At 73.0% G+C, this 23306-nt stretch carries 22 protein-coding genes; 6 read left to right on the forward strand and 16 right to left on the reverse strand.

The genetic code is table 11. The features are described 5' to 3' along the window. The first annotated feature begins 6 nt into the window (after positions 1-6). The 4 genes from hemE to EDC02_RS03755 all read left to right on the forward strand — a co-directional run bounded on the left by hemE (position 7) and on the right by EDC02_RS03755 (position 3875). Complete coding sequence (gene hemE, locus EDC02_RS03740; protein WP_123600744.1) at positions 7-1098, forward strand: uroporphyrinogen decarboxylase; 1092 nt, start codon at positions 7-9, stop codon at positions 1096-1098. Between the two features lie 61 nt (positions 1099-1159). Then, positions 1160-2593 (forward strand): protoporphyrinogen oxidase, encoded by a 1434-nt coding sequence (hemG, locus tag EDC02_RS03745; RefSeq protein WP_123600745.1) that lies wholly within the window; start codon positions 1160-1162, stop codon positions 2591-2593. Then, positions 2590-3297, forward strand: coding sequence for a hydrogen peroxide-dependent heme synthase (gene hemQ, locus EDC02_RS03750; RefSeq protein WP_123600746.1), 708 nt, complete (start codon positions 2590-2592; stop codon positions 3295-3297). Before hemG ends, hemQ begins: the two co-directional genes overlap by 4 nt. A gap of 197 nt (positions 3298-3494) precedes the next feature. After that, positions 3495-3875, forward strand: coding sequence for a hypothetical protein (locus EDC02_RS03755; protein WP_233605716.1), 381 nt, complete (start codon positions 3495-3497; stop codon positions 3873-3875). Positions 3876-3982: 107 nt separating this feature from the next. Here EDC02_RS03755 and EDC02_RS03760 read toward each other — a convergent pair whose 3' ends face one another. The 3 genes from EDC02_RS03760 to msrB form a co-directional block, all read right to left on the reverse strand. Beyond that, positions 3983-4471, reverse strand: coding sequence for a GNAT family N-acetyltransferase (locus tag EDC02_RS03760; RefSeq protein WP_370461417.1), 489 nt, complete (start codon positions 4469-4471; stop codon positions 3983-3985). A 20-nt stretch (positions 4472-4491) separates the two neighbouring features. After that, a complete protein-coding gene (locus tag EDC02_RS03765; protein WP_123600747.1) occupies positions 4492-4752 on the reverse strand; it encodes a Prokaryotic metallothionein in 261 nt (86 codons plus the stop codon). A 120-nt stretch (positions 4753-4872) separates the two neighbouring features. Then, positions 4873-5295 (reverse strand): peptide-methionine (R)-S-oxide reductase MsrB, encoded by a 423-nt coding sequence (gene msrB / locus EDC02_RS03770; RefSeq protein ID WP_123600748.1) that lies wholly within the window; start codon positions 5293-5295, stop codon positions 4873-4875. 69 nt (positions 5296-5364) lie between these two features. On the opposite strand from msrB, the gene ligD reads away from it, so the two are divergent. After that, positions 5365-6402: a non-homologous end-joining DNA ligase gene (gene ligD, locus EDC02_RS03775; RefSeq protein ID WP_123600749.1), complete on the forward strand. Its 1038-nt coding sequence runs from the start codon at positions 5365-5367 to the stop codon at positions 6400-6402. 61 nt (positions 6403-6463) lie between these two features. Here ligD and EDC02_RS03780 read toward each other — a convergent pair whose 3' ends face one another. The 3 genes from EDC02_RS03780 to EDC02_RS03790 form a co-directional block, all read right to left on the reverse strand. Continuing rightward, the gene (locus EDC02_RS03780) at positions 6464-7978 is read right to left on the reverse strand and encodes an alpha/beta hydrolase (protein WP_123604468.1); all 1515 of its coding nucleotides are present in this window, start codon (positions 7976-7978) and stop codon (positions 6464-6466) included. A 62-nt stretch (positions 7979-8040) separates the two neighbouring features. Continuing rightward, entirely contained in the window at positions 8041-9126 is a 1086-nt protein-coding gene (locus tag EDC02_RS03785; RefSeq protein WP_123600750.1) for an ATP-dependent DNA ligase, read from the reverse strand. Beyond that, complete coding sequence (locus EDC02_RS03790) at positions 9123-10190, reverse strand: class I SAM-dependent methyltransferase (RefSeq protein ID WP_123600751.1); 1068 nt, start codon at positions 10188-10190, stop codon at positions 9123-9125. The genes EDC02_RS03785 and EDC02_RS03790 overlap by 4 nt, the downstream gene beginning before the upstream one ends. Before the next feature lie 145 nt (positions 10191-10335). On the opposite strand from EDC02_RS03790, the gene EDC02_RS03795 reads away from it, so the two are divergent. After that, a complete protein-coding gene (locus tag EDC02_RS03795; protein ID WP_123600752.1) occupies positions 10336-10866 on the forward strand; it encodes a DUF1990 family protein in 531 nt (176 codons plus the stop codon). A gap of 43 nt (positions 10867-10909) precedes the next feature. Here the strand turns inward: EDC02_RS03795 and EDC02_RS03800 are convergent, their stop codons facing one another. The 10 genes from EDC02_RS03800 to EDC02_RS03845 all read right to left on the reverse strand — a co-directional run bounded on the left by EDC02_RS03800 (position 10910) and on the right by EDC02_RS03845 (position 23260). Beyond that, positions 10910-11890: a DNA-3-methyladenine glycosylase gene (locus tag EDC02_RS03800; RefSeq protein WP_233605718.1), complete on the reverse strand. Its 981-nt coding sequence runs from the start codon at positions 11888-11890 to the stop codon at positions 10910-10912. 117 nt (positions 11891-12007) lie between these two features. Then, the gene (locus tag EDC02_RS03805) at positions 12008-12922 is read right to left on the reverse strand and encodes a hypothetical protein (RefSeq protein ID WP_233605719.1); all 915 of its coding nucleotides are present in this window, start codon (positions 12920-12922) and stop codon (positions 12008-12010) included. Positions 12923-13197: 275 nt separating this feature from the next. Then, positions 13198-13908 (reverse strand): hypothetical protein, encoded by a 711-nt coding sequence (locus tag EDC02_RS03810; RefSeq protein WP_123600753.1) that lies wholly within the window; start codon positions 13906-13908, stop codon positions 13198-13200. Positions 13909-14254: 346 nt separating this feature from the next. Further along, the gene (locus tag EDC02_RS03815) at positions 14255-15124 is read right to left on the reverse strand and encodes a zf-HC2 domain-containing protein (protein WP_123600754.1); all 870 of its coding nucleotides are present in this window, start codon (positions 15122-15124) and stop codon (positions 14255-14257) included. Next, entirely contained in the window at positions 15121-15747 is a 627-nt protein-coding gene (locus EDC02_RS03820; RefSeq protein WP_370461515.1) for a sigma-70 family RNA polymerase sigma factor, read from the reverse strand. Before EDC02_RS03820 ends, EDC02_RS03815 begins: the two co-directional genes overlap by 4 nt. 147 nt (positions 15748-15894) lie before the next feature. After that, positions 15895-16752 carry a spermidine synthase gene (locus EDC02_RS03825; protein WP_123604471.1) on the reverse strand — a complete coding sequence of 286 codons (858 nt, stop codon included), beginning with the start codon at positions 16750-16752 and terminating at the stop codon, positions 15895-15897. 16 nt (positions 16753-16768) lie between these two features. Further along, positions 16769-17788 carry a DNA double-strand break repair nuclease NurA gene (locus EDC02_RS03830; protein WP_233605720.1) on the reverse strand — a complete coding sequence of 340 codons (1020 nt, stop codon included), beginning with the start codon at positions 17786-17788 and terminating at the stop codon, positions 16769-16771. Continuing rightward, a complete protein-coding gene (locus EDC02_RS03835; RefSeq protein ID WP_123600756.1) occupies positions 17785-20274 on the reverse strand; it encodes an AAA family ATPase in 2490 nt (829 codons plus the stop codon). Before EDC02_RS03835 ends, EDC02_RS03830 begins: the two co-directional genes overlap by 4 nt. Next, positions 20271-21428 carry an exonuclease SbcCD subunit D gene (locus EDC02_RS03840; RefSeq protein WP_123600757.1) on the reverse strand — a complete coding sequence of 386 codons (1158 nt, stop codon included), beginning with the start codon at positions 21426-21428 and terminating at the stop codon, positions 20271-20273. Before EDC02_RS03840 ends, EDC02_RS03835 begins: the two co-directional genes overlap by 4 nt. A 35-nt stretch (positions 21429-21463) precedes the next feature. Beyond that, entirely contained in the window at positions 21464-23260 is a 1797-nt protein-coding gene (locus EDC02_RS03845) for an ATP-binding protein (RefSeq protein ID WP_233605721.1), read from the reverse strand. Between the last annotated feature and the right edge of the window lie 46 nt (positions 23261-23306).

Below are 23306 nucleotides of genomic sequence, written 5' to 3' on the forward strand. Positions count from 1 at the left end.
GCGCCGATGACCACGACGACGCCGGGCAACGCCGCCCACGACGCGACACCCGACACACCCGTCCCGGCCCCGCTGGCCACCTCCGCATTCGTCCGGGCCTGTCGCCGGGAACCGGTGCCGCACACGCCGGTGTGGTTCATGCGCCAGGCCGGTCGATCGCTGCCCGAGTACCGCCAGCTGCGCAGCGGCATCGGCATGCTGGAGTCCTGCCGGCGGCCGGACCTGGTCGCCGAGATCACCATGCAGCCGGTGCGCCGGCACGGCGTGGACGCCGCGATTCTGTTCAGCGACATCGTCGTTCCGGTGGCGGCGGCCGGCGTCGAGTTGGACATCGTCGCCGGCACCGGGCCGGTCATCGCCGAACCGGTTCGCAGCGCCGCCGATGTCGGTCGGCTCCGCCGGATCACCCCCGACGACGTCGGCTTCGTCGACGAGGCGGTCCGGCTGCTGGTCGCCGCGCTCGGCGCGACCCCGCTGATCGGGTTCGCGGGTGCGCCGTTCACCCTGGCCAGCTACCTGGTCGAAGGCGGACCGTCGCGAACCCACGGGCGGACCAAGGCCCTGATGCACGGCGATCCGCAGACCTGGCACGCGCTCTGCGCCCGGCTCGCCGAGATCACCCTGGAGTTCCTCCGGGTGCAGGTCGCGGCGGGTGTCGCCGCGGTCCAGCTGTTCGACTCCTGGGCCGGGACGCTCTCCGAGGCCGACTACCGCCGGCATGTACTGCCGCACTCCGCAGCGGTGCTGCACGGCCTGGCCGACGCCGGCGTGCCCCGGATCCATTTCGGAGTGGGGACCGCCGAACTGCTCGGTGCGATGGGCGAGGCCGGCGCGGACGTGGTGGGGGTGGACTGGCGTACCCCGCTGGACGCCGCGACCGTGCGGATCGGTCCGGACCGCGCCGTGCAGGGCAACCTCGACCCGTGTCTGCTGCTCGCGCCGTGGCCGGTGGTGCAGTCCGAGGTCCGGCGGGTGCTGGCCGACGGACTCGCCGCCCCGGGACACGTGTTCAACCTCGGTCACGGGGTGCTGCCGGAGACCGACCCGGACGTGCTGACCAGGGTCGTCGAGCTGGTGCACGAGACGTCGCAGCGCTGACCGCGTCACACCCGACCGGGCCGGCCGGCCGACCGGACTGCCCGGGTGGCAAGGTGACGGTATGCAGCAACCGTGGCGAATCGCCGTGGTGGGTGGCGGGATCGCCGGGCTGGCCGCGGCGTCGCGGCTGCGCGACCGGGCACCCGCCGGGACCCGGATCACGGTCTTCGAGCAGTCCGACGAGCTGGGCGGCAAGCTGCGTACCGGGGAATTCGCCGGGCTGCCGGTGGAACGCGGCGCCGAGGCGTTCCTGATGCGGGATCCGGCCGGCGGCGACTCCGCAGCGGTCACGCTGGCCCGCCGGGTCGGCCTCGGCGACCAGCTGCGTCACCCGGCAGTCAGCCAGGCCGCCTTGGCCCGGGGCGGACAGTTCGTCCCGCTACCCGCCGGGACGCTGATCGGCGTGCCCGGCGACCTCGCGGCGGTGGCCCGGGTGGCCCGCGCCGAACCGGAGCGCGATGCCGACCAGGGCCGGCCGTTGCTGCAGCCGGACGAGGACGTCGCCGTCGGTGAGCTGGTCCGTCGCCGGCTGGGTGACGAGGTCGTCGAGCAACTGGTCGACCCGATGCTCGGCGGGGTGTACGCGGGCCGGGCCGACACCTTGTCGTTGGCCACCACCATCCCGGGGCTGGCGACGGCGGCCCGCACGGAACACACCCTGGTCGCGGCGGTCCGGGCGGCGCTGGCCGCCCGGCCACCGGCGGCGGCCGGCGCGCCGGTTTTCGCCGCCGTCGACGGCGGGCTGAGTCGGCTGGTCGCGGCGGTCCGGGCCGCGCTGTCGGCCGCCGACGGCGCAGCCGAGGTCCGGTTGCGAACCTCGGCGGTGGTACGGGAGTTGGCCGCCTCGGCGGCCGGCTGGCGGTTGACCGTCGGGCCGACCCGCAGCGCCGAGCGGGTCGACGTCGACGCGGTGGTGCTGGCGGTGCCGGCCCGGCCGGCGGCCCGGCTGCTCGCCGCGGTCGACTCCGCCGCAGCGGTCCGGGTCGGCGCGCTCGAGTACGCCAGCATCGCCCTGGTCACCCTGGCGGTGCCGCAGCCGCAACTGCCGGAGATCTCCGGCTTCCTGGTGCCGGCGACCGAGCGGACCATGACCAAGGCCGTCACCCTGTTCAGCACCAAGTGGGCCCAGCTGCGACGGTCGGACGGGCTGGCCGTGGTCCGTGCCTCGGTCGGCCGCCACGGCGACGAGCGGCTGCTGCAACGCTCCGACGACGAGCTGGTCGACGCGGTGCGTACCGAGCTGACCCGGCTCACCGGCGTCCGGCAGCCGGCCGCCGTGCAGTCGCACGTGCAGCGGTGGGGTGGCGCGCTGCCGCAGTATCCGCCGGGGCACCTGAGCCGGGTGGCGGCGGCCCGCCGGTCGCTGCGGGCCGCCGGGCACCGGCTGGCGTTGGCCGGCGCGGCCTACGACGGCATCGGCATCCCGGTGTGCGTGCGGTCCGGGGAGAACGCCGCCGATGAGATCCTGACAAACCTGGAAGGGGTACGCCGATGAGTGGCGACGAGCAGACCAACGCGGCGCGGTTGCGTGAGCTGAATTCGACGATCCGGTACACCATGTGGTCGGTGTTCCGGGTCGCCGAGCGGCTGCCGGCGCTGCGTGACGACATGATCGGTGAGGTCGAGTCGCTGATCGGCGAGCTGGCAGCCAAGGACGTCACCGTCCGGGGCACCTACGACGTCGCCGGGCTGCGGGCCGACGCCGACATCATGATCTGGTGGCACGCGGCGGACAGCGACGAACTGCAGGACGCGTACGGGCGGTTGCGCCGGACGGCGTTGGGCCGGCACCTTGCCCCGGTCTGGTCCCAGCTGGCGCTGCACCGCCCGGCCGAGTTCAACAAGAGCCATGTGCCGGCGTTCCTGGCCGGCGAGCCGGCCCGGGCGTACATCTGCGTGTACCCGTTCGTCCGCTCGTACGAGTGGTACCTGCTGCCGGAGGCGGAGCGCCGGGCGATGCTGGCCGAGCACGGGCAGATGGCCCGGCCGTATCCGGACGTCCGGGCGAACACCGTCGCATCCTTCGCGCTCGGCGACTACGAGTGGATGCTCGCCTTCGAAGCGGACGAACTGCACCGGATCGTCGATCTGATGCGCGACCTGCGGGCCTCGTCGGCGCGCCGACACGTCCGCGCGGAGGTGCCGTTCTTCACCGGACGGCACCGTACCGTCGCCGACCTGGTCGGAAATCTGCCCTGATGACGCCTCGGCGGTGAGCGCGCGCGTCGCTCACCGCCGCGCGCAGTCGCCGGTGGGACCCGGACCGGTCCGACCGGCGCGGTTTCCGCAGGTGCCGGCCCGGGTACCCATCCACTGCCCCCCGAGGTTGACCGGTCAGCCCGACCGGGTCGACCGGACCGGAGAAGGACCACTCATCTGATCCGGAGGAGGGTGTGATGAGTACGCAAGCTCCGACCCGCAACACCACCGCCGTGAACCGGCCGATGGCCGGGCAGCCGATGGCGGACGGTCAGGCACACCAGATGGACATGAACGCCGGGATGCGTCCGGCGATCACCCCGGGCACCGAGACGAAGTCGGCGTTCCGGAGCACCGAGTTCTATGTCTACCTGATCGCGGTCGCCGGCGTACTGCTGGCCTCCCAGGTGATCAACCCGGACATCGACGGCGTGCAGGGTACCGCTGGTGGCGGGGATCCCTTCCCGGCCAGCACCGCATGGCTGTACGTCGCGCTGCTGACCATCGGTTACGTAGTCAGCCGAGGGCTGGCCAAGGCCGGCAGCGCCTGGCGGAACTCGGGTGAGCGACAGCGCTGACCCGTGAAAGGGCCGCTGACCCGGTGACGGGTACGGCGGACCGGGCCGGCGGCCGCGATGGACACGTCCATCCGGTCGCCGGTCTTTGGCGCGGACCGTCCGGTCAATCAGGTCCCGCTGAGTACGCCGTCCGGATCTGCCGGACGGCGCATCGGCGCGTGCGAGATGCCGTCCTCGAGGTACTCCGGCCCGACGACGACGAACCCGTACCGCGCGTACAGCCCGGTCAGGTGAGCCTGAGCGTCGAGCACGCAAGGCCGTCCCGCAGCGAGCCGCAACGCTGCCTCGACGAGCCGACCTGCGTGACCCCGGCCGCGTTCGGCGGCGGCGACGGCCACCCGGCCGATCCTGGCCGTGGGTGCCGCGCCGCCGCCCCCTTCGTCGAGCAGCCGAAGACAGGCCACCACCGTGTCACCCCGGGACAGCCACAGTTGGCGGGCACCCGGCTCGACGTCGCGGCCGTCCAGTTCCGGGTACGCGCACCGCTGCTCCACCACGAACACGTCCACCCGCAGTTTGAGCAGCTGGTACAGCACCAACGGTGGCAGCTCGGCGGTGTGCGCGACGTGCGGCGTCAGGCCAGTTTCGGGGGGCACGCTGACGGATGATACGCGGCTCAGCCCGGCCGGCTGCCGACCGCGTCGCGGACCGCGGCCCCCTGCTCCTGGTCGACGGTGCGGGCGCAGTGGGCGCAGCAGAAGAACCGTCCGGACACCTCGACCCCGTGCCCGACGATCTTGCACTGGCAGTGTTCGCAGATCGGCGCGAGCAGCTGGATCGCGCACTCGAACGAGTCGAAGGTGTAGGTGTCCCCGCTGACCGTGCGGATGTCGAACGCCAGCCAGTAGTCGTTGCCGCAGACCTCACAGGTCGCCATGGTGCTTCTCCCAACGTCAGCCTCATTCGCAGGGTGCGGCATCGGCGCGGGCCGGGACGGGCGAATCGCCGAAATGCTGCGACCGAAATGCTGGGAAATGCGCGAAACCGGTGCGGGCCGTCAGCCCTGGGCGGTGTCGGTTGCCGGCTCCAGTCGCAGCGCCACCGAGTTCATGCAGTAGCGGGCGTTGCGAGGGGTGTACCGCTCGCCGTCGAACCGGTGCCCGAGGTGCGAGTCGCAGGTGGCGCAACGCACCTCGGTGCGGACCATGCCGTGCGACCGGTCCTCGATGTAGCGCACCGACCCGGGCATCGCCTCGTCGAAGCTCGGCCAGCCACAGTGCGAGTCGAACTTGGTGTCACTGGTGAACAGCGGCGCGTCGCAGGCCCGGCAGTGGTACGTGCCGACCGTCGTGGTCTCGACGTACTCGCCGGACCAGGGCGCCTCGGTGCCGGCCTGACGCAGCACCCGGAACTCCTCCGGGTTGAGCCGCGCCCGCCACTGTTCGTCGGTGCGGGGCAGGGACGCCTTGTCGTCTGTCATGGCCCCTACGGTACGGCGGTCCGGTGCCGCCGGCCGCCGATCACCGGCCGGCTGGCCTAAGGTCGAAGGGTGACAGGGCAGAGCCGGAGTTCCCGGGCCGCGACCACCGTCGAGGTGGCCGGCCACCAGGTGCGGCTGAGCAGCCCGGACCGGGTGTGCTTCCCCGGGCCGGGGTACACCAAGCGGGACGTGTTCGACTACTACCTGGCCGTCGGCGACGGCATCCTGCGCGCGTTGCGCGACCGCCCCACCACGCTGCAGCGGTTCCCGGACGGCGTCGACGGCGAGATGTTCTTCCAGAAGCGGGTGCCGGCCCGGGGCGTGCCGCCGTGGCTGCGTACCGCCGAGATCAAGTTTCCCAGCGGCCGCACCGCCGACGAACTCTGCCCGGCGGACCTGGCCCACGTCGCCTGGGCCGCGCAGATGGGCACCGTGGTGTTCCATCCCTGGCCGGTGCGGGCCGGCGACGTGGACCGGCCGGACGAGCTGCGGATCGACCTGGACCCGCAGCCGGGCACCGACTTCGCCGACGCGGTGGCGGCGGCGGGCGAGGTCCGGGCGATCCTCGACGAGCTCGGTGCCACCGGCTACCCGAAGACCTCCGGCGGCCGCGGGGTGCACGTCTACCTGCGGATCCAGCCGCGTTGGCTGTTCACCGAGGTACGCCGGGCGGTGATCGCGTTCGCCCGCGAGGTGCAGCGCCGCCGGCCCGACCTGGTCACCACGTCCTGGTGGAAGGAGGAGCGGGGGCGGAAGGTCTTCATCGACTACAACCAGATGGCCCGGGACCGGACCATCGCCTGTGCCTACTCACTGCGGGCGAACGCCCGCGCCACCGTCTCCACCCCGGTCACCTGGGACGAGTTGACCCGGGTCGAGCCGGACGACTTCGACCTGCGCACCGTACCGCCCCGGTTGGCCGCCGTCGGCGACCCGCATGCCGGGATCGACGACACGCCGTGGGACATCACCCCGCTGCTGGAGTGGGCTGCCCGGGACGACCGCGACGGCGCCGGTGACATGCCGTACCCGCCGGACCATCCGAAGATGCCCGGCGAACCGATGCGGGTGCAGCCGTCCCGGGCCCGCCCGGTGACCGGCGACTGACCCGCTCGGGCCCAGGCGCCGTCCACCGGCGACGGCGACCGGCGCCGTCCACCGGGCCGGGTCAGGACGGGCAGGTCAGGCCGTCGTCGGGCACCGTCAGATCGATCAGGTACGCGTCCACCACGTCGGCCACGCAGGCCACGTGCGGATACGCCGTGTGCCCGTCGCCCTGGTGGGTCACCAGCACCCCGGTGCCGAGCGACTCGGCCAGCCGGGGTGCCTGCTCGTACGGGGTGGCCGGATCCCCGGTGGTGCCGACGACGAGGATCGGCGCGGCGCCGAGCGCCGGCCCGACCGGGTACGGGTCGGCTGCGGCCGGCCAGTTGGCGCAGGCGAGCAGGCCGACGGCGAGCGCCGGACCGAACGTCGGATGCTGCCGGCGCCACCGCTGCTGCAGCTGCCGGATCTCGTCGGCGTCCAGCGGCACCTCGGCGTCGGCGCAGTTGACCGCCAGGTTCGCGGCGAACAGGTTGCCGTACCGGCCGTCGTCGCCGCGACCGGTGTAGCCGTCGGCGAGGTCGAACACCGGGCCTGGGTCGCCGTCGCCCAGTTCGGCCAGCGCCCGGCCCAGCCGTGGCCAGCCGCTGCGGTCGTACAGCGAGGCGACCACGGCGTAGAAGATCCAGCCGGCGGTGGCCGCCCGGCCGGTCGCCCCGGTGACCGGGGCCTGCCGGGCCCGGTCCATCGCCTCGGCGAGGGTGCCGGAAGGGTCGGTGCTGATCGGGCAGTCCGCCGGGTCGCCGGAACACCACCGCCCGAAAGCGGCGAACGCCCGTTCGAAGCCGGCGGCCTGGCTCAGCGACCCGGCGACCGGGTCCTGCCCCGGGTCGACCGCGCCGTCCAGCACCAGCGCGCGGACCCGGTGCGGGAACAGGTGCGCGTAGGTGGCTCCCAGCAGACTCCCGTACGAGTAGCCGAGAAAGGTCAGCTGGTCGTCGCCGACCGCCGCCCGCACCGCGTCCAGGTCCCGGGCGGTCTGATGGGTGGAGTACGCGGTGAGCCGCTCACCGTAGCGCGCCGCACAGCCGGCCGCGATCCGCTGGCTGAGCGCGGCGGCCTCGGCGAAGGCGGCCGGGTCACGGGGATCCGGGTCCGCCCCGAAGGTGGCGTCCCAGTCGCTGTCGGCGACGCAGTCGACGGCAGCGGAGCGGCCCACCCCGCGTGGGTCGAAGCCGACCACGTCGAACCGGCGCAGCACCGTCTCCGGCAGGCCGCCGAGCCGTTCGCCCAGGGCCAACCGGGCGGCGGCGTCCACCCCGGAGACGCCGGGCCCACCCGGGTTGACCACCAGGGTGCCGATGCGGTCCTGCTGCCGGCCCGACCGGGCCCGGATCAGCGCGACCGCAAGGGTGCCGGCGGCGGGACCGGCGGCCCAGTCGACCGGTACGTCGATCGTGGCGCAGTCGTAGCGCAGCCCGTCGGGTGGTGGTCCGTACCGCTGCGTGGTCGACTCCGGGCAGGGCTGCCAGTGCGGCGGTGAGTCGGGCCCGCCGGTCGCTCCGGGGTCGGGCCGCGCCGCCGCGCACCCGGTCAGGCCGAGCAGCGAACCGACCACGACGGCCGCGACAGCGGCCAGCCAGCGGCGCCGGCTATCTGCCTGCCAGCGGCGCCGGCTCGCGGGGATCCGGCGGCGTCGGCTCACCGCGTGCTGGTCGGGTCGCCGGCCAGCACCCGGTCCACGTCGAAGCGGACCGGCCGGTCCAGCTGGTCGTACCGGCAGGAGGCCGGCTCCCGATCGGTACGCCAGCGCTGGAACCGTGCGGTGTGCCGGAACCGGTCGCCCTCCATCGCGTCGTAGGCGACCTCGGCGACCAGTTCGGGTCGCAGCGGCTGCCACTCGAGGTTCTTGCCGCCGCTCCACCGGCTCGGCGCGCCCGGAATGCGTTGGCCGGAGCCGTCGTCACCCGACCCCCACGGGTGGTCGGCGGCAGTGGTGCGCAACGGCGCCAACTCGTCGACGAGCTCCGCGCGTCGGGCGGCGGTGAACGACGCGCACACGCCGACGTGGTGCAGCACCCCAGCGTCATCGAAGAGCCCGAGCAGCAGCGATCCGACCACCGGGCCGGACTTGTGCCAGCGGAAGCCGGCGACGACCACGTCGGCGGTCCGCCCGTGCTTGACCTTGAACATCGTCCGCTTACCCGGCTCGTAGCGCAGCTCCGCCGGTTTCGCGATGACGCCGTCGAGGCCGGCGCCTTCGAAGATCTCGAACCAGCGACGGGCGGTGTCCGGGTCGGTGGTCACCGGGGTCAGGTGCACCGGTGCGGTGACCGCCGCCAGCGTGTCGGCCAGCCGGGCCCGACGGGTGGTGAACGGCTCGTCGAGCAGGACCTCGTCGCCCAGCGCCAGCAGGTCGAAGGCGACGAAGGAGGCGGGGATCTGTTCGGCGAGCAGCCGTACCCGGGAGGCCGCCGGATGGATCCGTTGGCCGAGCAGGTCGAAGTCGAGCCGGGACCGCCCGGTCTCCGCCCGAATCACCACCAACTCGCCGTCCACCACGATCCGGGGCGGCAACTGCTGCCGGGCCTGCTCGATGACCTCGGGGAAGTACCTGGTCAGCGTCTTGCCGCCGCGGCTGGCGAGCTCGACCTGGTCACCGTCGCGGAAAATGACGCAGCGGTAGCCGTCCCACTTGGGCTCGTAGCTCATCCCCGGGGCGACCGGCAGTGTCGCGACCGGTTTCGCCAGCATCGGCTCGATCGGTAGGGCGATCGGGAAAGTCACCCACCCAGTGAACCATCCCGGTCCGACGATCCGCGGGACCGCCGGACCACGGCACGGACCCGGCGGAACACCGGCCGGACAGGGCGGGCCAGCCACGGCAGCCGGCGTGCCGCGCGTCGGTACAACGGCTGGGCCGCCGCCCGTAGCTGCTGGCGGGTCGCGGCGAGCTGGCGGTGCGTGGTGTCGAGCTGGCGGTGGGTGGTGTCGAGCTCCGCCCGGGCGGAGCGCAGTTGCTGTTCGAGCTCGGCGAGCCGGGCCGCGGTGATCGTCGCCATCAACTCGTGACCGGTGACCGGCTCGCTGCGGCCGTCCTCGCCGCGTACCAGCCAGGGGCGGTCGCCGTAGACGTCGATCTGATGGCCGGCCAGCGGTACGTCGGCTTTCTCCAGCCCGTCCGGGAACTGCTCGGCGAACATCGCCCGGCAGTGTTTCGCCTGGTCCGCCGAGGTGGCCAGGATCAGCTTGTTGGGCACCAACACGGCGGGCACCAGACTGCCGCCGTCGCCGAGGTAGCTGAACAGGCCGGTGATCACGCCGAGCCAGTGCCGGTTGAGGACGTCGTCGAGTACCACCAGCCCGTCGTCGATCACGGTCCGCTCGGCGATTCGCAGGTCGTTCACCGTGATCAGATCGGTGTGGCCGCCGTCGATGGAGAAGATCCGGAAGCGGCGCCCGGCGGCGACGAAGCCGGCCTGCTCCAGGTCGAGACTCGACGACTGCACGATGTCGACGTTGTCGCCGGCACCGTAGGTCGCGAGGTTCTGCTCGAAGATCTCCCGGTCACCGCGTCCGGACTGGTCGAGGTTGGCGGCTTGGTCGTCGAAGACGTCGATGGCGACCGCCCGCTGATCCGCTGGCAGATTCAGGGCGAGGCACAGGAACGACTTGCCGTGGTGGATGCCGATCTCGGCCACGTCGCCGTTCACCCCGGCCCCGCGCTGAGCGGCCTGCACGCCGCTGAGGTACACCGCGGTCGAGACGTTCAGCCAGCCCTTGACCTGGTGCAGACCGGTCCGCAGGTAGCTGGCGGTCAGCTCGGGCAGGACCGGTGTGAACGCTGTCATGGTGGCAGACCATACCGCTGATTACCGCAGCGACAAACGGTCGATCGGAGGACAATCCAGGTGACCGGACCGGCTGTCCTGGCCGGTGTCCTGCTCCGCTCGTCGGCGCCGCCGCCGCGGTGACCGTACGGGGAAGGCGGAACGCATGCCCAGCTTCACCTACCCGCAGGCCGGTGCCACCGCCGTGCTGCGCGACCAGGCCGGATCGGTCCGGCAGGCCGTACCGCCGCTGCCCGCCGGCTACCGTCACCTGCGGTCCCGTACCCGACTGCGGCCGGGCAGCTTCCCGGCGGCGGCCGAGGCGGTACTCACCTGGCGGATGCACCGGGCCGCCGGTGCCCGGGTGACGGCGTCGGCTCCCCGGGCCGAGGCCGGTGTGCTGGTGACGGTCGGCCTCGGCGTCGGACCGCTGCGGATCGCCGCGCCGTGCGCGGTGGTGTGGGCGGTCGACGAGCCGGACCTCGCCGGATTCGCGTACGGCACCCTGCCCGGCCATCCGGCCAGCGGCGAGGAGGCGTTCCTGGTGCACCGCGACGGCGACCGGGTGTGGCTGTCGGTGGTGGCGTTCAGCCGACCGGTGGCGCCGATCATGCGGCTGGCCGGCCCACTGGGTGCGCTGGCACAGCGGGCCTACGCCCACCGGCTGGGCACCGCGCTGCGCCGGCTGACCCGCTGAGACCGCCGACGCGCCGACCGGCGGCGGCTCGGTAGGCGGCGGGTCAGTAGCCGGCGAAGGAGCGGACCGGGGCCCGGGGCCCGAACCGGGGCGCCCGTACCCCGGCCAGCTCCAGCAGCAGGCAGACCCGACCGCGGTGCCCCCGGAACGGCTCCAGTAGTTCGAGCATCCGGGTGTCGGTCCCGCGGGCCTCGCCGGCCAGCGCCCAGGCCACCGTGTTCGGCAGGTGGTAGTCGCCGACGCTCACCGCGTCGGCCGCGCCGAACGCCACTCGGACCACCTCGGCGGCGGTCCACGGGCCGATCCCGGGCAGCGCGGTCAACCGCCGGGTGGCCGTCTGCGGGTCGGCGCTGTCCGACAGCCGGTCGGCGACCGCCGCCGCGCCGCACAGGGCCTGCGCCCGTCGTTGCTCGATGCCCAGCGGATGCAGCGACCAGTACGGCGCGGCGGCGAGGGCGGTCGGCTCCGGGGCGACCCAGAGATCGGCGACCGGGCCGGGAGCGGGTACGCCGAACCGGCGGACTGTCGCGGCGTACCCGCGGTACGCCTCCGCGCCGGTGACCTTTTGTTCCAGCACGGCCCGCAGCAGCCGGGCGAACACCTGCCCGGTGGCCGGGAGCCGGACGCCGGCGTGGCGGCGGACCACCGCCGCGACGACCGGATGCCGGCGGGCCAGGGGCAGGAAATCGGTCACGTCATCGCGGAGCCCGGCGACCGCGTCGGCGATGTCGCAGATCTGGCTGGCGCCGGGTCCGTAGCCGGCGGCGACGAGTTCGCCGCCGTGTCGGCGTAGCGCCAGGGTCGCTGGGCCGGCCGGGGTACGGGCGGTCCACCAGAAGGTGTCCGCCAGCCACCGGGCGCACGGGTCGTGCCGTCCCATCGCCAGCGGCCGCACCGAGCCGGCCAACTGGTAGCCGTCCGGCGGCCGCAGCACCCGGACCCGTGCCGGTGCGGCACCGGTCAGCTCCGGCGCGGCCCCGGCCGGCTCCGGCGTGCCCTCGGACGCCCATCTCTGCACGACCATGCCGGTCACTGTGCCAGCAACGGCGGACAACATCGACGCCGGGACGAGCCCGCTGCTCGTCCCGGCGTCGGATCGCCGTACCAGGTCACCGGCGGCGACCGCCGGTGCCGGCCGACCTCATCGGGTGACGACCACCCGGACCACGTCGAAGGCGGGGATCTGGTTGGCCCGCTGCATCATCGGTACCCGGTGGGAACCGTCGCCGGCCCACGACGCGCACTGGGCGATGCCTGGTCCGGGCAGGCCGGGCACCTCGACGGTGACCACGTCGGCGCCGGCACCACCCCGACCGTCCTCGGTGGCCACGAAGAACGCCGGCACCGGGCCAGGCTCGGGAGCGGTGCGCTTACTGGTCAGCATTCGGCATGCGGTGTGGAAGTGACCCCGGGTCAGGCCGTCCTCGGTGAGGAACGAGCTTTCCAGGTAGTAGCCGCCCTGGCCGGCCGGCAGGAACCGGTCGCGTACCAGGTTGCGGGTGCTGATCCGCAGGGTGAACGGTTTGTTCGCGCGTACCCGGTTGGGCGACGAGATGATCATCAGCTGTGGGTTGGTGTCCGCGTCGCCGACCTCGCCGAACGCCGTACTGACACACCGCTCACCGTCCTGGAAACCCTCGTGCGGGGCCAACGAGCTGTCGGTGCAGTCGTCGCCGAGGATCTCCAACCCGGCCGGCGGATCAGCCGGCGCGTCGGTCTCTTCGCCGGGGGCGGGGGAGTCCTGGCACTGGTCCGGGCCGCGCTGTCCGTCGCCCCAGTGGTGCCGTACGCCGTTGCTGTCCACGGTGGTCCCGGTGTCGGCCGGGTCGACCGACTCGCTCGGGCTTACGCAGACGGCGGCGGCTCGGTCGCGACCACGGTCCCGGTCCCGGTCGCCGCGGGTCCCGGCGGACGAGATCTGGGTCACCGCTACCACGCCGCCGAAGACCGCCAACATCGTGGTCACCGCGATGACGCGGTTGCGGGTGCTGCCCGCCGATCTGCCCCGGCGTGCCGGCTGGTCGCTGGTACGCCTGCGGCGCTGTGAGCTGTTCACGTGGTGCCACCTCTTTCGTCGAACGCCAATTGGTCGTCCGGGTGCAACGCAGTTGGTGATGGCTGTGGTTCGCCACTGCCGTCGACCGTATGGATGTCACTCCACAACAGTCAACAATCCTTGGAGCAACTACGGAACACTTAGGAGGCACTTAATGCGGGCTTCAAGAACCGGATCGAGGCGCCGGTGACGGATCCACCGGAAAACGTGGCGGCGGCCGGCCGCGCCCTCCCTGGCAACGACCGGCCGCCGCGATTCACGGGCGCCTGAAAGAGTCAGTAGTCGTAGTCGCCCGAGTCCTCAGAGTCACTGCCGAAGCTGTCCGAGTCCTCGCTCTGCGAGTCCTTGCTGTCGTCGAGGCCCTTGATGTTGTCGCGGCCGTCGCCGTCCGGCACCGCGATCGGCTTCGGGGTGCCCTCCGGCAGACACTCCAGGTTCTTCGTGCCGTCCGGCTGCACGACGTACCAGGTGCCGCCGACACCCTGGCCCTTCCAGTCACCGGGCTTCTCGTCACCGGCGTAGTAGTAGATCGGCCAGCCGTCGATGGTCAGCTGCCGGGTGCCGTCCGGCCGGTTCACCGTGCCGACCAGCTCCTCGTCCACCCCGGACAGAATGGGGTCACCGTCGGTCAGCGCCGGCGGCCAGATCTTGGCGCAGTCACCCTCGCAGTTCGAGGTCGCCGGGTTGTTGGAGTCCTCCTCGAAGCGGTAGAGCAGCCAGCCGTCCTCGTCGGTGACCACGTCACCCATCTTGTCGACGGCCTTGCCGACCAGCTCCTTGGTGAGGTCCTCGTCGGCGACCTCGACCGCGATGTCCTCGGTATCCACCGGCTCGGGCGCGGCCGACGCCGCGTTCGCCGCGTTGACGACCGGCTGGGCCTGAGCGCCGCCAAAGTCGTCCGGGTTGTAACCTGCCGGGGCGCAACCCGGCAACACGAGTGCCGCCAGCGCGCCTGCGACTATGACGGTCCGCTTTCCCAGTGCCACGTGCCCTCCCTCATTCGTCCACATCGGGCTTCATCAAGGAGTACGCAGCACATCTTGGATTGGATCGGTATTGCTGAGTGCACAATTTCACAGCCCGGCGTTGAACCGGGTCGTCGTGTGCTGCGTGCGGCCAGCCGCTGTCGTGCCGATCAGCAGCAGAATGCGCGCCGGTCACGGGCAGAGACAGGCGCGCAACGACGATCAGAGACAGAACAGCCCGTGGGTGTCCGTAAACTCGGAAACCCACGGGCTGCACGTACGTCGGATCTGCTGGCGCAGATTTCGCGACGCCCGTTCGTGGCGCACGTCAGGAATGGACGTCGACCTCCGTTCAGACCGGTACTGCTCAGACCGGTACGGTGACGATCGCGGTAGCGACCCCGGACTGGTCGACCGCCTGGAACTGGATCCGTTCGATGTCGTCCCGGGGTGCCGCCGTCGACGTGCTCAGCAGCAACGGCGCGGGCTGCTCCGCGGTGCCGTACCCGGCGTCGGGCACCTTCCAGGTGGAGATCACCTCGGCGGTGCCGGAAGCCCGCAGCACCACGATCCGGCACTGCATCGGGCCCGGTACGCGGCGCAGCGCGAACGACACCTGGGTGCCCCAGGCGGCTTCCTCCAGCACCACGTCCGCCTCCACTCCGGTGGTGGGGTCGACCGCGTTGAACTTTTCGCCGGTGACCTCCGGACCACCGACCCCGGACTGCGGATCGACCGGTGACGGGCTGGCCGAGACCGACGTCTGCGGCCCGGCCTGCGGTGTCGCCGACCCGCCGGACCAGGCCGATCCGGCGAAGAACGAGAAACCGGTGAGCGTCGCCATCAGCACGAACCCGGCGGCGATCTGCAGCGGGCGGCCGGCGAACAGCCGTCGGGACCTACCGGCGCGGCCGAGCGGACGGACCTGACCGGGGCCGCGAAGCTGGTCGACGTCGGACCGCACGGTCTGCCGGATCGGCACCGGCGCGCCGCCGTCGCTGTCGTCCGCCCCACCAGCCCGGTTCACACCGGTGGGGCCGGACTGAGGGAGGACGGGGCTGTCCTCCAACTGGTCGATGTCGACGGTGGACATCAACCCGACGATCGGAATGAGTGACTCCAGCTCCGCCGCGCAGGCCCAGCAGCCGGCGAGATGCTCCTCGAACAGTTCGACGTCGTCGGCGTCGAGCGCACCGATCGCGTACGCTCCGACGTCCCAGTGGGCGGACCGTGTCATTCTGTAACCCCCCGCTGTTGCAGCGCCGTCCGTAGCGCTCGTAGCGCGTAGTAGACCCGCGACTTGGCGGTACCCAGTGGCAGCCCCAGCTCCGCTGCCGCCTCCGGCACCGTGCGGCCGCGGAAGTACGTCTCGACCAGGATCTCCCGGTGCGGCTGGCTGAGCGTGCGCAACGCGTCGGCGACAGTCATCTGCCGTAGCACCTGATCGGTGCCGTCGGACTCGGCGAAGCTCTCCAGGTCCCGGTCGTACTCCTCGGTCGGGCGGGCCTTCTCGCTGCGGTGGTCGTCGATCGCGATGCGTCGGGCGACGGTCACCAGCCACGGTCGCAGCGACGCCTGGCCCTGCGCGCCGAGCCGGTGGGCGTTGCGCCACGCCCGCAGCAGTGTCTCCTGAACGATGTCCTCGGCTCGTTGCCGGTCCCCCCCGGTGAGCCGTAACACGAATCCCAGCAGCGGCCGGGCGTGCTCTGCGTACAGTGTGCGGACGAGATCGTCCCCGTGGCTGGACTCCGCCGTCCCGGCCTGTTGCCGGCTTCCTGCGGTCCGTGGCGTCACCGGCTCATCATCGCGCTCGGCCGCCCTCCCGTCGATGCTCTGCCAACGTTGCGTGCTGCGGGCCATGGCCGAACCATTGCCGGTCAGACCCGGCCGGATCCTCTCCGCCTGCCAGCCGCTGGCGACCGCGTACATCGCAGGACCTCCATCCGACGTCGACATGGCCCGCGGCTGGGGGCCCACCCCGAGGTACGGAGCCGGCCGGCGGACGGATCAACGCCCGCCGGGAAAAATTCCGTCCGGTGGCGGCGGCGACGGCTGCGCGGTCGCGTCGGCGATCGGCGACGCCGTCGCGATCAACCGGTCCAGCGCCGCACCGTGCAGCACCCGGCTGGGAAACCAGTCACCGGCGGCCCGCCGGGCCAGCTCCCCGACGGCCGGTACGGCGCGTCCGGCGACCACCACCAGATTGCCGTACCGGCGTTGGCGCAGCACCGCCGCGTCGGCGATCAGGCAGATGCCGGGCAGCACCTGCCGTACCGACGCCAGATGCCGGCGAGCCCAGCCCAGCGGCGGGCCGTCCGCCACGTTGGACAGCAGTTGGCCGTCGGGCGCGAGCACCCGGGCGACCTCGGCGACGAACTCGACCGAGGTCAGCCGCGCCGGGGTGCGGGCATCGGCGAACACGTCCGCGACCACCAGGTCGTAGCTGTCCGTCCGGGCCTGCTCGACGGCGGCCCGCGCGTCACCGACCCGGACCCGCAGATTGCGGTCGGCCGGCCAGGGCAGTTCGCGGCGGACCAGCTCGGTCAACGCGGCGTCGATCTCCACCACCCGCTGGCTCGACCCGGGCCGGGTGGCGGCCAGGTAGCGGGGCAGGGTCAGCGCACCGCCGCCGAGGTGCAACACCCGCAGCGGGGCACCGGCCGGGGCGGCCAGATCGATCGCCGCGGCCATCCGGCGGACGTACTCGAACTCCAGGTGCGTCGGATCGTCGAGATCGACGTGCGACTGCTGGGTGCCGTCCAACAGCAGGGTGTACGCCCGCCGCCGGTCCGGGTCCGGGACGAGCCGCGCGGTGCCGGTGTCTACCTGGACCGCGGGCGGCGCTGTCCTGCGGATACGGCCCACCGGCACAGTATGCCGGTCACCGCCACGCCGTACTCTCCTGCCCGGCCGCCGAGAGGCTGAGCGCCCGGTGCAGCAGCCGGGCGTCGCCGAGCATCGCCCGCAGCCGTCGCTCCAGCCCGGCGATCGGCACCAGGTTCTGCGGTGCCCGGGGGTCCTTGTACGGAGCGGAGGCGAACCGGGGCAGCGTCGCCAGCGAGAGGTCGGCCAGCGCGATCGCCGCCTGCGGCGTCAGGTCGGGCCGGCACTCCACCCGGACGATGCCCGCCCACGGCGCGCCGCGTGGCCCCGGCAGCCGCAGATACCACGAGTAGCTGCGCCACCGGGTGCCGTGCCGGAACACCGGGCTACGCTCGGCCGGTCGTAGCCCGGTCACCACCGGAAGCAAGTTGGCCGGCAGGTACGTCCTACTGACCGACTTGATGTAGCCGACGGTGTTCGGCAGCTGACGGCCGCGCAGCGGACCGTCCACCACCAGCAGATCCGCCGGGTCGTCCGGGCCGTCGGCGCGGGCCTGCTCGGAGACGGCGATTTCCAGCGCGGCCAGCGCCGGCTGCACCACCTGCGGCAACGTCGCTGGATCCGGGTGGTCGACCCGCCGCGCCGGGTAGCGGATCTGCCCGACGGTCAGGTCGGTCGCGGCGGCGCTCGGGGTGAACAGCCCTCGCTCCGGGCGAGCTCCGGCCAACGTCGCCGCCCCCCGCCGCAGGTCGCAGCGGACCACACCGGCCGCGTACGAGGCGGCAATCGCCGGATAGGACACCCCGTCCGGTTCGTCGCTCCACAACGAGGCGTCGATCCGACGCACCCCGTCGACCAGCAGCACCACGTCCGGAGCCCGCACCTCGGCCGGCTGCCGCAACGCCTGCCAAGCGGCCGGATCCAGCTCCACGGCGAGATCGGTGCCGTCCGACCCGTCGTCGTTCCCGCCCGGCGCACCCGCTTCGGGTGCTTCGAACGACGTGCCGTAGCCGGGCTGCCAGCCCTCGACGAACCAGCGGACCCCGGTGGCCGGCCGGCCCGTCACGGTCGCGGTCACAGCCCGCTCCGCCGGACCCGGGCCGTACGGGCGTCCTTGCTGACCTCGAACCGGACCGGCACCCGCTCGGCCAACGCCGGGACGTGGGTCACCAGGCCGACCATCCGGTCGCCCCGGGCGGCGAGCCCTTCCAGGGTCGCGGCGACGGTGTCCAGAGTGGCCGCGTCCAGTGAGCCGAAGCCCTCGTCCAGCACGATCGACTCCAAACTGGCGGCGCTGGCCGACATCCCGGCCAGTTGCTCCGACAACGACAGGGCGAGCGCCAGCGACGCCTGGAAGGTCTCCCCCCCGGACAGGGTGCGTACCCCGCGGCGCAGTCCGGCGTCGTGGTGGTCGACGACGAAGAACTCACCGGCGTCGTGCACCAGCTCGTACTGACCGGAGGAGAGCTCCCGCAGGATCCGCGACGCGCCGTCGACCAGCAGATCCAGCGCCTCGACCAGCAGCCACCGCTCGAAGTTGTTGGCCCGCAGGTGCCCGGCCAACGTCCGGGCCAGCTGGGCCTGCCGCTCCTGGTCGGCCCGCCTGCCGCGCAGCTCACCTGCCTGGGCGAACCGTTCGGTGACCCGTTCGTGGTCGGTCTGCGCCCGCTGGACCACCAGCGCGGCCGCCTGCCGGTAGCCGGCCGGATCGGCACCGGCCGGCGGTGACATCCCGGCGGCGACGAACAGTTCGTCGATGTCGGTGGCGACGCCGCTGGCCGCGTCCCGGGCCGAAGCCAGCCGACCGTCCGCCTCCGCCCGCGCCGTACGGCGCTCGGCGAGCAACTGGTGCGCCCAGTCGGTCAGCAGCGCCCACGCCGCGGCCAGATCGGTGCGGTCGGCGGCCGGTGGTGCCAGCCGGGCGACGGCGTCCCGACCGGCGTCGAACTCCCGCCAGCCGGCCTGCAGCCGCTGTTCGCCGGTCACGGCGGCGCGCTGCGCCTGACGGGCCGCCTCCCGGGCCCGGCGGACCTGGCCACCGGCGTCGTCGAGGGCGCGCTGCAACCGGTCGACCGTGCCCAGGTCGGTGCGCAACGCGTCGGCGCCGGGCGAGTCGGACAACCGGGCGTCGAGCTGCGCCAACCGGGTGGTCAGCTGCTCGGCCCGCACCCTGGCCCGGTCGACGGCCCGATCCACCCCGCGCAGCGACTGCTCGGCGTCGGCGACCGCCTGGCGGGCCTGATCGGCGGCGGCCCGGGCGGCCTGACCGGCGGACTTCGCCTCGGCGACCCGGGACCCGGCCGGCACCGGCGGCACCGTGCTCACCGGCTGGGCGCAGACCGGACAGTCCGCCCCGGCGACGAGATCGTGGCGTAACGCGGCGGCCAGGTCGGCGGACTGCGCCTCCTGGTACGCCTGCCGGGCACGGTCCAACTCGAGGTCCGCCGCCTCGGCGGCGGACCGGGCCGACCGCAGCGCCGCCTGGCTGGCGACCTGCTCGGCCTGCGCGGCGGCGAGCGCCGGAGCCAGCTCGGCCGATTCGGTGGCGACCCGGTCCCGTTCGGCGTGTGTCTGCAGCAGCAGCCGCCGGTCGGCCGGGTCACCGATGGCGGCCAGCTCGGCGCGGACCTTCTCCTCGCGTTCCTCGGCGTCGGCGACGGCCCGGTCCGCGTCGGCGGCGGCGACCCGGGCGGCCGCCGCCTGATCGGCCAGCCGGGCGGCGGCCGCCGGGGCGGCGACGCCGGCCAACAGCCCGATCTCGTCGTCCAGGGCCGTCACCTGGTCGGCCGCGGTCGCCACCGCCTGCTGGGCCTGCGTCAACCGGGGCAGCGTGGCGTCGACCGAGGTCGCCAACGCCCGCATCGCGTCGACCTGACCCGCCGCGGCCGCCACCGCCGCTTCGTCGGCGTCGGAGAGCCCGCCGAGCAACTGGTCCACCGCCGCCACCGCCGCCTCGGCGGCCCCCGCCCGGGCGGTGGCCCGCTCCCGGACCCGTTCGTAGACGTGCAGCCCGAGCAGGTTGACCAGGATCTGCTGCCGGGTGGCCGGCTTGGCGTGCAGGAAGTCGGCGAACCGGCCCTGCGGCAGCAGTACGCAGGTGGTGAACTGCTCGTACGGCAGCCCAACCGCGTCCAGCACGGCCTGCTCCATCTCTGCGGGCGTGCCGGCCAGCACCTCGCCGAGATCGTCCGGGCTCATCCCGGTGTCCAGCCGGGTCACGTCGAACCCGGGCGGCATCAACTGCAGGCCTGCGTTGCCGGTCTTGACCGCGCCCCGCGCGTCGCGACGGATCACCCGGGTGGCGACGTAGCGGCTGCCGGCGCTCTCGAACACCAGCCGTACCCGGGCCTCGGTGGCCGACGGCGCCAGCGCGGATGCGATCCCCCGGCTGCTGCCCCAACGCGGCACCACGCCGTACAGGGCGAAACAGATCGCGTCGAGGACGCTGGACTTGCCCGACCCGGTAGGCCCGACGAGGGCGAAGAAGTCGGCGTCGGTGAAGTCGACCGTGGTCTCCACTCGGAACACGGTGAATCCGGCCAGGTCCAGCCGCAGCGGCCTCACGACGAGGTCACCTCCTCGTACAGCGTGTCGAACAGGGTCCGTACGTCGTCGTCGCCGTGCCCGCGCGCGTCGAGGTAGTCGGCGAACAGCTGCCCGGGTGCCCGGCCGGCCCGCTGCGGGGTGTGCGTCGCGCCGGCGGCGGACGCGGACCGGGTGAACTCCGGGTCGATGCGCACGTCCAACGCCCGGGGCAGCAGCGCCTGCACCTCTTCGCGCAGCCCGGCCCGGGGTGCCTCCCGGATGAACACCCGCAGCCAGGCGTCGCCGTACTCGCCGGCGGCCAGTTCGTCGAGGGTGCCGCGGACGGTGCGCAGCGGGGTGGCCGCGTCCACCGGCACCTCGCGTACCCGGGCGGCGGTGCCGGCGGTGACGTCGACGATGCTGACCGACCCGACGTTGTCCTCCTCGCCGAAGTCGATGGGCAGCGGACTGCCGCTGTAGCGTACCGGGCAGGGCGCCTCAAGCTGCTGGGCGCGGTGCAGGTGGCCGAGCGCCACGTAGTGCGCCCCGGTCGGGAAGACGGTGGCCGGTACGGCGTACCCGAGAACGGTGTGCACCTCCCGCTCGCCGCCGCCGGACCGCCCGCCGACCACGGTCAGGTGGGCGGTGATCAGGTCGACCACACCCGGCTCACCGAACCCTTCGGTGAGCCGGGCCAGCACCCGTCCGATGTGGTCGGCGTACGTCTGGTTGGCTTCGGCCGCGGTCAGCTGGTACATCTCGGTGGCCCGGACGGCGTACCGCTGGGACAGGAACGGCAGCGCGACCAGCCGCCACCGTTCGCCGTCGCCGGTGTTGCCGGTGATCACGTGCTCGTCCGGGTTGTCGCGGACCGTGCCGCGCAGGGTGATGCCGGCGGCGTCGGCCCACGGCCGCAGCGCGTCCAGTGCGGCCCCGTTGTCGTGGTTGCCGCCGATCGCCACCACGTCGGCACCGGTGCCGCGCAGCGCGGTCAACGCCCGGGTGACCACCCGGGTGGCGTCCGGTCCGGGAGCGGAGGTGTCGTACAGGTCACCGGCGACGATCACCAGGTCCGGGCGTTCGGTACGGGCAATCTCGACCACCCGGGCGAGCACCTGGATCTGCTCGGGCAACCGGGCCTGTCCCTTGAGGATCTTGCCGACGTGCCAGTCGGAGGTGTGCAGGATCCGCATCCGGGGGAACCTCCTCGACCTCGGGGTCAGAACGGTCAGAACGGGATGTCGTCGTCGGCGGTGGACCGGCCGCCGACCACCGCGAACGGGTCGGCGGCCTGCACGATGGAGCGCAGCGTGCCCGACGGCGCGTCGCCGGCCTCCGACGAGCGGGTGGCCCAGGCCGGGAACGGGAACTCCAGGCAGAGCGGGACCGGGATGTCCGGCTGGTTGACGAACATCGTGCCCGGCTTGGCCAGCAGCACCCGCTGCCGCTGCACCGCCGGCAGGAAGCCGTACTCCGGCCGGGACGCCTCGGCCGGGTCCAGCCGGCCGACCACCCGGACCGCCGAGTTGGTGACGATCCGCCGCTCCACCTCGCTGGCGGTCTGCTGGGCACCGATCAGGATCACCCCGAGCGACCGGCCCCGCTCGGCGATGTCGAGCAGCACCTCCTTGATCGGTGACGAGCCGTCCCGGGGCGCGTACTTGTTGAGCTCGTCGAGCACGACGAACAGCAACGGCTTGGCGGTGCCGGCCCGCTCCTTGCGCTCGAACTCGCCCTTGAGGGTCACGCCGACCACGAACCGCTGCGCCCGGTCCGGCAGGTTGTGCAGGTCGACGACGGTGACCTGGGCGCTCTCGGCGGTGTTGATCTGGTGCGGGCGGCGGGTGGCCAGGTCGCCGCGGATCAGCCGGGCCAGGTCGCGTTTGCTGCTGATCAGCCGGCGGGCGAAGGCGTTCACCGTGCCCATGCCGACCGCCGAGCCGGCCCACGCCGCCCGGGTCTCCTCGTCGCCGAGCTGGTCGACGATGTGGTCGACCAGGTCGGGGTAGGAGTGCACGCGCCGACCGTCCAGGCTGATGCCGCCGTCGGCCGGCTGGGCGTGCCGGTGCAGGTACGCGGTGACCGCATGCACCACCATCGTGTACTGCTGGCGCTCGTCGTCGGCGTCGGCGAACACGTACGGCAGCAGCCGCTGGTCGCAGAACTCGGCGACCGTCCAGTAGAAGCTGTCCACGCCGGTGAGCCGGCTGGTCACGTCGGGGGTGCCGGAGGCGTCGCCGGCGCGCGGCGGGGCGTACACCCGCACGTCCGGGAAGGCGCCGGCAGGCAGGCCGAGTTTGGCGTACGCGGCGGTCGTCGCCTCATCGAGCCGGACGTTGGGATGGTCGAGGAAGAGCAAATCCTCGCCCTTGACGTTGAAGATCAGCGCCTTGGCGTTGACCGCGTCGCCGCCGAGCGTGCCGGAGCGGAACACCGAGTAGAGCAGAAAGGTGGCGAAGCTGGTCTTGGTGGCGACGCCGGAGATGCCGGAGATGGACACGTGCGCGCCGCGCTGACCGTCGAGGAAGTCCGCGTTGAGGTAGACCGGCACCCCGTCGCGGCCGGTGCCCATCGGGATCCGGCGTTCCATCCGGTCGAAGTGCAGGGCTCGGGCGCGCGCGTCGCCTTCGGCCCGCCACACCGGGGCACCCGGCTCCGGCGGTACGTAGATCTCCGGGTCGACCCGGGTGGCGGTGACCTCGGCGGCCTCCTGCACCTGGGCGGGCAGGGTGCCGTCGGCGATGGCGAACACGTCGGAGTCGAACTGCGCCCCTTCGTGGCGGGCGCGTACCTGGGTGACCACCCCGGCGATGGTCACCGGCTCGGCGCCCGGCAGCTCGCGGCGGGTCACCACGACGTCGTCCAGTTGCAGGTAGCTGCCGGGGCCGACCGCGGTCCAGAACTGCAGTGGGGTGGCGTCGGCGGTACCCAGCACCCGGCCCACCGGCGTACCTTCCGGTGTTGTGTCACTCACAGTGATGTCTTGGTCGCTGAAGTCCGGTTGCGTCGTGCCCACGGGTTGCATCCTGCCCCACGGGTACGACCAGTACGGCATCCGACTCGGCCCGGCC

Origin of the sequence: Micromonospora sp. Llam0, from assembly GCF_003751085.1 — a bacterium.
Classification (GTDB): Bacteria; Actinomycetota; Actinomycetes; order Mycobacteriales; family Micromonosporaceae; genus Micromonospora_E.